Annotated in this window: 11 protein-coding genes; 1 reads left to right on the forward strand and 10 read right to left on the reverse strand. The window is 44.2% G+C overall.

Annotation, left to right across the window (positions count from 1 at the left end; all coding sequences use genetic code 11):
* Position 1: 1 nt before the first annotated feature.
* Genes NWQ57_RS14800 through ccmA form a run of 10 tightly spaced genes read right to left on the reverse strand, consistent with a single transcriptional unit; the run spans position 2 to position 7,852 of the window.
* Entirely contained in the window at positions 2 to 775 is a 774-nt protein-coding gene (locus NWQ57_RS14800; RefSeq protein WP_306022934.1) for a VacJ family lipoprotein, read from the reverse strand.
* On the reverse strand, positions 772 to 2,022 hold the full coding sequence (gene ccmI, locus NWQ57_RS14805; protein ID WP_306022935.1) for a c-type cytochrome biogenesis protein CcmI: 1,251 nt from the start codon (positions 2,020 to 2,022) through the stop codon (positions 772 to 774). Before ccmI ends, NWQ57_RS14800 begins: the two co-directional genes overlap by 4 nt.
* Positions 2,019 to 2,468, reverse strand: coding sequence for a cytochrome c-type biogenesis protein (locus NWQ57_RS14810; RefSeq protein WP_306022936.1), 450 nt, complete (start codon positions 2,466 to 2,468; stop codon positions 2,019 to 2,021). The genes ccmI and NWQ57_RS14810 overlap by 4 nt, the downstream gene beginning before the upstream one ends.
* Positions 2,465 to 3,043: a DsbE family thiol:disulfide interchange protein gene (locus NWQ57_RS14815; protein WP_306022937.1), complete on the reverse strand. Its 579-nt coding sequence runs from the start codon at positions 3,041 to 3,043 to the stop codon at positions 2,465 to 2,467. The genes NWQ57_RS14810 and NWQ57_RS14815 overlap by 4 nt, the downstream gene beginning before the upstream one ends.
* Positions 3,040 to 5,055, reverse strand: a complete 2,016-nt coding sequence (locus tag NWQ57_RS14820; RefSeq protein ID WP_306022938.1) for a heme lyase CcmF/NrfE family subunit — start codon at positions 5,053 to 5,055, stop codon at positions 3,040 to 3,042. Before NWQ57_RS14820 ends, NWQ57_RS14815 begins: the two co-directional genes overlap by 4 nt.
* An 11-nt stretch (positions 5,056 to 5,066) precedes the next feature.
* Complete coding sequence (gene ccmE, locus NWQ57_RS14825; RefSeq protein ID WP_306022939.1) at positions 5,067 to 5,552, reverse strand: cytochrome c maturation protein CcmE; 486 nt, start codon at positions 5,550 to 5,552, stop codon at positions 5,067 to 5,069.
* A 23-nt stretch (positions 5,553 to 5,575) separates the two neighbouring features.
* Positions 5,576 to 5,776, reverse strand: a complete 201-nt coding sequence (ccmD, locus tag NWQ57_RS14830) for a heme exporter protein CcmD (protein WP_306022940.1) — start codon at positions 5,774 to 5,776, stop codon at positions 5,576 to 5,578.
* A gap of 5 nt (positions 5,777 to 5,781) precedes the next feature.
* Positions 5,782 to 6,558, reverse strand: coding sequence for a heme ABC transporter permease (locus NWQ57_RS14835; RefSeq protein ID WP_306022941.1), 777 nt, complete (start codon positions 6,556 to 6,558; stop codon positions 5,782 to 5,784).
* Entirely contained in the window at positions 6,558 to 7,223 is a 666-nt protein-coding gene (ccmB, locus tag NWQ57_RS14840; RefSeq protein ID WP_306022946.1) for a heme exporter protein CcmB, read from the reverse strand. The genes NWQ57_RS14835 and ccmB overlap by 1 nt, the downstream gene beginning before the upstream one ends.
* A complete protein-coding gene (gene ccmA, locus NWQ57_RS14845) occupies positions 7,223 to 7,852 on the reverse strand; it encodes a cytochrome c biogenesis heme-transporting ATPase CcmA (protein ID WP_306022942.1) in 630 nt (209 codons plus the stop codon). Before ccmA ends, ccmB begins: the two co-directional genes overlap by 1 nt.
* A gap of 226 nt (positions 7,853 to 8,078) precedes the next feature.
* Between ccmA and NWQ57_RS14850 the strand changes: the two genes are divergently transcribed.
* Positions 8,079 to 9,574: hypothetical protein (locus NWQ57_RS14850; RefSeq protein WP_306022943.1), on the forward strand; the 1,496-nt coding region annotated here is incomplete at its 3' end.

Consider the following 9,574-nt stretch of genomic DNA (forward strand, 5'->3'; position numbering starts at 1 on the left):
TTTACAAACCTTCCAAATATGCATCAATATCATCGTCTAGGGCTTCTTCTTCGGCTGTTTTTTCTACTTGGCCGTCTTTGACTTTAAATTCTAAGTTCTGAAAATACGCATTTTTAACAAAACCGTAGGGATCGGCTGAGTTGTCGAGTTGTTGCTCTTGCTGAATTAATGCGGCTCTTGCTTCTAAAGCCTTTATGCCAAAACGCAATACACTGAAATAGATATTCAAGCTGTCTAGTGGTCCGTAGGCGCTATCAACATAATCACCTACCCCACTGCGGGGATCATTTGGGCCTAGGGCGGGTATCATCAAATAAGGGCCAGTTGCGACTCCCCATTTTCCTAATACTTCACCAAATTCTTCGTCTTTGCGTTCTAAACCAATTTTAGTGGCCACATCGATAGTGCCAAGTAAGCCGACGGTGGAATTCAGCAAAAAACGTCCAAGACTAATAAATCCGTCGCCCATTTTACCTTGCAGTACATTGTTAACTGAGTTGGATGGCTCTTCGAGGTTAAGCGCCATGTTCAACAAGCCAGTACGAGCAAATTGCGGCATATAATCAGCGTATACCACCGCTGTAGGACGCAGAATATAGGCATCCAGTACATCATAGTTGAAATCCCACATGCTGCGGTTAACTGACTCAAAGGGGTCTTTGGGATCAGTATATTGCTGGACTTGCTCAGCATCCGCCTTGGTCCTAGGATTTGAGGCACAGCCCCCCAAGGCCAATAGCAACAATGGGAGTAAAAGAAATGAGAGCTTTTTCACAAGATTTCCTTGTTTATCAAAATGGTTTGAATATTGAGTTCATTCGGAACTAACTCAACCGTAATTTCGCCTTGCAATTCACCGGGCGCTTGGGCCACATTTTCATCACGAGAAATTCGTGCCACTAATTTTGCCTGCGAAAGGTTAGATAATTTATACGTTGGCATCATGGCGTTAGTGTCTGACAGCTCAACGGTCACCGGAAATTGACTCAAAGGCAGTTTCACCACCGCAGCGGGCATTCTTACTTGCCCTGTTGGATCTTGCGCAAATACAAATAACACACCGCTGGAAGGGAGTTTTTGCTGAATGTCATCACTAATCTCAACAGTAATTTGCACGCGTTTTGACGATGCAGCTTCAGCATCGGCCCTTGAAGCAATTTCACCAGCACCTTGCTCAATACCCGTAATTTCATCGATTTTTTGTTGCACTGCGTCGTAGTTTGGATCGTCTTTTGGCAAAAAGCGTTGTAATTTTAGCCAATATTGTAATGACGCTTGATTGTCGCCAAGTTCGGCGCTCACGATTGCTAAGGTGCCGGTTGCATTGATGTTATCAGGCTCAAGTGCGATAACACGTTCCAATACCCTTCGAGCGCGCTGCAACTCTTCTTCTGTACCTATCAAAATTAACGATTGGGCATAACTGAGCAAAGTACCCACACTGTTGGGCTCGATAGCGAGCGACTTTTCAAACGCTTCTTTTGCGGTTTCGGGTTGATTCAAGGCACCCCACACTCGTCCAAGTAACATCCAACCAGTGGCATCATTAGGCTCTTCATAAAGTCGCGTTCGCAAGCCCAAAGCAAAATCCCGTAAATCTTTTGCTTCGATATTTTGCCCACTGTTGATGGACTTACCCAGGGCGCTCAACTGCCCCACTGCGGTTTGCCAATGGGTGATTTGGCTTAACTGATTTGATTTATAATAGACTGCTCCTGCAATACACAAAGCGATAGACAACCCAATAATAAGGACCCATCGAGACTGCGTAGTAGCCTGAGTTTTCTCATTAACCTCTTCAAGTAGGGCTAATTTTAATTCTTGCTCTGCTTGCTGGCGGTCTGTTTCGGTCAGTAAACCTTGTGCTTGCTCGATGTTTAGTTCAGCTAAACGCTGTTTGATTAAACGCGTATTAGTTAATACATCTTGCTGCGCCCTTTTGCTGCGCATTAACCACGGCAAACTAACCAGCAGTAGAGCGCCGAAACTGAGTACGCCGGCGCCAATTAAAAACTCACTCACTCGTCACGCTCCAGTAATTCATCCACCCGTTTTTGCTGAGCATTATCGAGATTAATTTCAACTTTGTTCGACTTGCGACTTAACACTAACCATAACATTCCAGATACCACAAACAGTGCAGGTAGTAACCAAAGCCAGATGGTCATGCTATTAACCGGCGGCTGATAATACACAAAATCACCATAACGCTGCTTCATGTAGGCAATCACTTGATCTTTGTTTTGGCCTTGTTTTACCAAGTCATGCACTTTGCGCTTCAGATCAGCTGCGATCATCGCATCGGAGTCGGCTAAGTTTTGATTTTGACACTTAGGACAGCGCAGCTCTTTACTGAGCTCAAAAAACAAATCTTGTTGGGCTTCGCTATCAAATTGGTACTTATCTTCAGTGGCTAAGGCGCTTGCAGTACTAAGCAAAATCAACCCAGCAATGATTAATGCCTTCATTGCGTTGTTCCAACTATAGATTGATACACAGGTTCAAATTTATTGCGCCACACTCGCGGATTTAAATCACCAATGTGATGTAAACGAATCTTGCCTTGCTGATCGATTAAAAATGTCTCAGGTGCACCAGTTACGCCCAAATCCAAGGATAAATCTCGTTTTACATCGAAGATATTAAAGGCATAAGGGTTACCTAATTGCGCGAGTTTTTGCCTGACCTCTTGTTGCACCCGTGACACTGTTTTAATGCCAAAATCAGGATCAATATCTTGGTCATAATACAAACCAACGATATGTTTACCCTCTTGTTGCAGCTGGGTTAAATAAGGCAATTCGATTGCACAGGTGATACACCACACGCCCCACACATTTAATAAGGTCACTTGACCCTTAAAAACCGCTTGGGTGTATTGTTGTTCAGGCTGCATCAAATCAGGCAAACTAAATTGCGGCATTGATTGCTCTAATAGGGTCGATTTATGTTCACGGGGATCAGAAAACAAGCCTTGATATAAAAACACCAACAAGCCTGCAAAGGCGATTAAAGGTAGTAAAAATAATAACCACTTTTTCATCGTGAAGCTTGCTCCATTACTGTACTTTTGGCTTGAGCTAGGGCCTGCGGATTCGATTGAGTCGCTAATTTTTTCATGCGATAACGTTTATCACTCATTGATAACACACCGCCAAAGGCCATGATAAATGCGCCTAACCATATCCAGTTAACAAAGGGTTTAACATAAATACGAATCGCCCAATCACCATTTTCAAGGGGTTCGCCCAAGGCAACAAACAAGTCTCGCGTAATGCCTGAGTCAATCCCCGCTTCAGTCATGCTGTTGCGCTGCACCGGATAAAAGCGTTTTTCGGCATATAATTCTGTGATTTCCTTACCATTGTAGGTGATCACAAAGTGCCCTCTATCTGCGCTGTAGTTGGGCCCCTGCTCCTGTGATATTTCATCAAAGGTAAATCCGTAGCCTTGAATCTGCACACTATCACCTATCGCCATTCTTACGTTGCGCTCAACACTGTAAGCACTGACTAAACTGATACCGATGAGTGATACCGCAAAGCCTAAATGACCACAGACCATGCCCCAATGACTAGGCGTTAACTTACCTAAACTCTGCACCATGGTCAGTTGACCTGACTGCTGAAGGGGCCCAATACGTTGTTGAATCTCCATGATAGTAGTGATCACAATCCATACACTGAGCACCATCCCTAATACCGCAACATAAGATATTTCATCAAAACTAAAATTAACCAATAAGGCGGCACTTAAAGCCAAACCAAAAGCCAACAGCAATTGTTTATACAAGGCTTGAGGTGTTTGACTTTTCCACCGAGATAAAGGGCCAATGCCCATAAAAAATACGAAGGGGACAATTAAATAGGTGAACATAGTGTCGAAAAAAGGCGCCCCGATAGAAATCGACCCAAGCCCCAGCTCTTTGTGCACTAAGGGCAATAGCGTGCCTAACAAGACCACCAATGTAGCCGCACTCAAAAAGATGTTATTGCCCATAAGCAATACTTCTCGAGAGACTAATTCATAGCGCCCAGTACCCCGCAGCTGTTGCCCTCTAAAAGCAAATAACGCCAATGAGCCACCAATGATGACCACCAACAAACCCAATATAAATAATCCACGGCTTGGATCGCTGGCAAATGAATGCACTGAAACCAAGATACCTGAGCGGACTAAAAATGTGCCAAGTAAACTAAGGGAGAAAGCAGCAATAGCTAACAGTACCGTCCACGCTTTAAATACTTTGCGCTTTTCAGTTACCGCTAAGCTGTGCAATAGTGCAGTGCCCACTAGCCAAGGCATGAAGGACGCGTTTTCTACCGGATCCCAAAACCACCAACCGCCCCAACCAAGCTCGTAATAGGCCCACCAACTGCCCAGCGCGATCCCAATCGTTAAAAAAGACCAAGCTGCAATGGTCCAAGGTCTTGACCAGCGTGCCCAGGTAGAATCTAATTCGCCAGAAATTAACGCAGCTAAAGCAAAGGCAAAAGCCACCGAAAAACCAACATACCCCATATACAACATAGGCGGATGAATGATCATGCCGAAGTCTTGCAATAAGGGATTAAGATCCTTGCCGTCAATGGGGAAAAACGGTAATAAGCGGTCAAAAGGGTTGGAGGTGAGCAACATAAATAAATAAAAACCACAGCCTACCGCACCCAAGATGGCTAAGACCCGCGCCACCATTCTGGCTGGTATTGCTTTACTAAAAATCGCGACCGCGACGGTCCAAATAGAAAAGATCATCACCCACAATAAAAAGGAGCCTTCATGACCACCCCACACCGCGGTTATTTTGTAGTATATGGGTAGGGTACTGTTAGACGTATTCGCCACATACGCCAAGGTAAAATCGTCATGTAAAAAGGCCTGAGTTAAACAGGCATAGGCAAAGAGGGTAAATAAAAACATACCAACGGCTAAAGGTTTGGCCATTGCCATCAGTTGAGGATGTTGTTTATAGGCCCCCCACATCGGATAAATCGCTAATAACAGCGACATTAACAAAGCCATGATCAGTGAAAAATTACCTAATTCAGCTAACATTTCAACGCCCCTTAATTATAACTAGCTGATGCGCCATAAGCCGCTTCGCTAGGTTTAACATGTTTAATGCCTTTCATTTTTTCAGCGAGCTCAGGCGGCATATATTCTTCATCATGTTTGGCCAACACTTCGTGGGCCTCAATATGATTACTTTGAGTCAGAACGCCAGTTGCTACTATGCCCTGACCTTCGCGAAACAAATCAGGCAGTATGCCATGATAACTCACTGTAACAGCGGGGCCGGTATCAACTAAATCAAAACTGACCGCTAACGATTCTTGATCCCTTTTAACACTGCCAGGCACCACCATACCGCCAATCCGAAGGCGTTGGCCAACTTGTGGTACGTTGCCGTCTTTGCCATCAAAAATTTCAGAAGGCGTGTAAAATAAATCAATGCTTTGGCTCAATGCGTATAGGGTCATGCCAATGGCAGCGCCAAGTACAAGTACAATAGCTGAAACAACCATTAAGCGTTTTTGTCGTCTAGGATTCATTTTAAAATTCCACTCGTTTACGGTTAAACAGACTGTTGTTTGGCTTGTTGGATACGCTGCTGACGAGCTTGTTCCACGGTAACTTGCCTAAATAGACGCTTTTTGGTGAACCAAGCAGATAACCACAACGCCGCCACACTTAACAAGCCCAAACCAAAGGACAACCAGACGTAGATGCCATACCCACCCATGGCCCAAAACTCATTGAAACTATCAAAATGCATGGTATTTACTCTTTATTTACAGCACTTGCGGTATTGTTTGACTCATTATTATTTAAAACTAATGCCACAACCCAAGGGCGTTTTATCTCGCGGCGCAACAATTCATTTTGTAATCTCAGCAGAAAAATCGCGCCACTGACTAAGGCCCAACTCACAATACACACCAGTAGTGGCCACAGCATCTCGGTGGCCATAGAGGGCTTGTCCATTTTCAACAATGTTGCGCCTTGATGCAGTGAATTCCACCACTCAACCGAATAATGAATAATCGGTAAATTAATAATACCTACCATTGCCATAACGCCAGCAGCTTTGCCGCCTTGCTGAGGGTCTTCGAAAGATTTGTACAAAGACATCACACCGATAAATAAAAACATTAAGATTAACTGTGAGGTTAACCTTGCATCCCATTCCCACCATGTGCCCCACATCGGTTTACCCCACGCAGCGCCAGTAATTAACGACACAAAGGTGATCATGGCACCAACAGGAGCAACAGCCACCATGGCCATAAAGGCCGTTTTTACTTGCCAAACTAAGCCGATAAAGGCCGCTACCGCCATGGTGCAATACAAAGTTTTAGATAAAATAGCGCTCGGCACATGAATATATATGATGCGAAAAGCCTCGCCTTGCTGATAGTCAGCAGGCGCTATCGCCAGTCCCCAAAAGGTTCCCACCAGCAAACTGAGGCCGCCAAGTACCGCAAACCAAGGTAATAATGTTTGGCAGAGCTGATAACTTCGCTCTGGTTTAGCATAAGGATGTAACCACTTCCACATCAGTTTTGACTCACTTTTAAAGCATACGCAATGGCGAACGGCGCCAAAGCAAGAGCAAACAACAACATTGCAGCAATAAAGGCTAATTGCGCAGTATAAGGTAGTTCCATTGCGGCGGAATCTACCGCTGAGGTAGCAAAAATCAACAAGGGAATAAATATTGGAACGAGTAATAGTGCCAATAAAACCCCACCGCGATTTAAGCCAACGGTTAAGGCCACCGCAATCGCCCCCACTAAACTAAGCAGAGGAGTACCCAGTAATAAAGTCGCTAATAACGCCCAATACATCGCCTCAGATAAATGCAAAAAAATGGCAAGCAAAGGCGATAAAACAATTAAGGGAACAATACTGGTCAGCCAATGGGTTGTTACTTTTGCCAAAGCAATTAAGGGCAATGGCGTAGTGGATAACATCAAGTGCTCTAAGGAGCCATCTTGATAATCGTCACGAAACAAGCGTTCAAGACCCAGTAACGACGACAATATTGCTGCGACCCATATCACTCCAGGCCCGATAATCTGCAAGGTGGACGCATTCGGCCCCACCGCCAGCGGAAACAAGGTAATAACCAACAAAAAGAAAATGACCGGTTGCAGTAATTCTGCCCTTTGATGAAAAGCCAGTGTTAAATCACGCTTTAACAAAGCCATGACAGGCGTCATCAAATTCGGTACTCCAACACCAGTTCTTGCCTCGGGTACTCTATTTGCAACTCTTGGTGAGAGGTCATAATGACCGCTCCACCAGCATGTAGAAAATCCATAACTTTTTTGGTTAATAGTGCAATACCATTACTGTCTAAGGCAGTAAACGGTTCATCTAGTACCCACAGACTTGCCGCTGTTTTCAGCCATAAACGGGCTAAGGCGACTCGTCTTTGCTGACCAGCCGATAAATGCCCTACTGGAACATCCTCTAAACCAACTAAGCTAAGCTCACCTAAAATACCGTAAATATCATCCTGTGAGACTTGTATATTTTGTTGCTCACACCAAAATACTAAATTCTCGAGCGCACTTAAGCGCAAATTGAGCCCTAATTTATGGCCAAAATAGACTAATTGCTGATGAAATAATGTACGCTGCAAGGCGACTTTTTGATTTAAAAAATACACCCCACCGTCTTCGGTTTCTAACAAACCAGTTATGGCTCTGAGTAGGCTCGTTTTACCCGCACCATTCGGCCCTTTAACGTAGAGCAAGCCATGGGCGGCTAATGTAAAATTCACCTTATCAAACAATAACCTGTCGTTTTTTACTACTGACAAATTATCGGCACTTAGTACGCTCAAATTAAACCTTATTATAGAATTACCAAAACTGGGCGATGATAGCATATTGCCATATCGATACCTACCAAGAGCCGAGAATTTCTTGGCAATATAAAAGGTCAATTTGTAACAGAAGGTTGAGAATAATAAGCATATCAGCACTGTTAGCTTTCGATAAAACTTGTTTGCTGCGCTTTTAATGTTTAGCGTAAGCTAATAAATCTGACTTTTGGCCGATAACGCTGTTATGACAGAGATACCTTTACATTCAAATATTCAGCTCAATCAAGCCTTAAACCAACTGGCAAAAGCGGCGCCAAATTCGGATGTCGCTCGTCAAGCGATTGAAGTCGTTGTTCGGCACTTAGAGGGCAATCAATTTAGTTTAAGCCCTACAACAAGCGCTCAGGTAAAAGCTGCGTTATTGCCAACTCAGCAATTACAAGGCTCACTTAATAGCGGCCAAACATATCAGGTCAACCTCAAGCAGGCTTCTACAGATTTGTTGCAATTTTTTAGTACAACGGCAACCGGTGAGAGTAGCAAATTGCCGCTAACAGACCCGCTCAGCCAAACTTTGTTAAAATTACCGGCCAATCAACTCAATCACTTATTAGGTCAGTATAAACTTGAGTTTGCAGGTGCCAATACCGCCAAAAGTGCAAATTTGTTCACCGTGTTACAAGGTACGATTGCCAATACTGCATCTGACCAGCAACTCACGAGGCAATTAAGTATTAATCTTATCGGCAGTAAACCCAGTCAAACGATCACTCTACCACTGCCATCCAATGTACTGGGGCAAAAAGGCGATTCCGTCAGTATCGATATGCTGGTCAAAGGCAAAAACTGGCAATTAATCGTCAAGCCTTTAGAAAACAATCCGTCATTGCAATCTCGGGCTACCGAACAGGTTTCTTTGAGTGACCGCAAGCTACACGAGCACATTAAAACAAGGCTCGGCTCACCAGAGGGAAGCCTGTTGCGCGGTGAGTTGTCAGCCAAAATGCTAAGCACAAACCAGCCCAGCGCTAATCTTGGCGCGCTGGCCAAGCTCACTCTTACGCCAGAAGATGCGGCTGCACTAGTTAAAACAGTTATGCAGCAGCAAGCTAATAAGCAACCCATCGACATACCGCTGCCGCTTAAAACCTTTATTAACCAATTAACTCAACAAAACACCCCGAATAATCAAGCCATATTAGATAAAGTGCTTAATTTGTTACCAGAAAAAATAAGCTTACAGTTTAGCGCCAATGGCAACGCTAATTTACACATTCAGCACCCAAAACTCGTGGCAAACATACCATTAACTTCTAGCCAATTAGAACACTTAAGTGCATTAAAAATTGTTGATAAAATGAATGTGAATACCCACTTACATCAAGCTCCTGATAGGACTTCCACTGGTCAGGTAGCGCCCGTATCTCCAGCAACCTTGGTCGAGTTAAAACAACAAGTGCAGCTTAAGCAAGCGGGTGATGCACCTTTACCTGGTAAGGATATACCCGGTAAGGACATACCCGGTAAGGATTTACTCGGTAAGGCTTTACCTGGAAATCCCATAAAACCCGAACAGATGTTAGAGGCTCAAACCCTAAAAACCAGAAATGAACCACAAAGTGCTAAACGAGCAAGTTCTGCAATCGACATAGGTTCAATGTCATCGTCGTTACCGGCAGCTAGCGCCCAAAGTGCTTCAGGACTCAGTCATCTTAGTCCTCACGCTGGTACTCCAAACGC

This window comes from Paraglaciecola sp., assembly GCF_030730205.1.
Lineage (GTDB): Bacteria > Pseudomonadota > Gammaproteobacteria > Enterobacterales > Alteromonadaceae > Paraglaciecola.

Bases quoted from the DNA above. Each gene is read 5' to 3' on its own strand.
- NWQ57_RS14810 (WP_306022936.1), bottom strand. From the start codon at position 2,468: ATGAAGGCATTAATCATTGCTGGGTTGATTTTGCTTAGTACTGCAAGC.
- NWQ57_RS14815 (WP_306022937.1), bottom strand. From the start codon at position 3,043: ATGAAAAAGTGGTTATTATTTTTACTACCTTTAATCGCCTTTGCAGGC.
- NWQ57_RS14820 (WP_306022938.1), bottom strand. From the start codon at position 5,055: ATGTTAGCTGAATTAGGTAATTTTTCACTGATCATGGCTTTGTTAATG.
- ccmE (WP_306022939.1), bottom strand. From the start codon at position 5,552: ATGAATCCTAGACGACAAAAACGCTTAATGGTTGTTTCAGCTATTGTA.
- ccmD (WP_306022940.1), bottom strand. From the start codon at position 5,776: ATGCATTTTGATAGTTTCAATGAGTTTTGGGCCATGGGTGGGTATGGC.
- NWQ57_RS14835 (WP_306022941.1), bottom strand. From the start codon at position 6,558: ATGTGGAAGTGGTTACATCCTTATGCTAAACCAGAGCGAAGTTATCAG.
- ccmB (WP_306022946.1), bottom strand. From the start codon at position 7,223: ATGACGCCTGTCATGGCTTTGTTAAAGCGTGATTTAACACTGGCTTTT.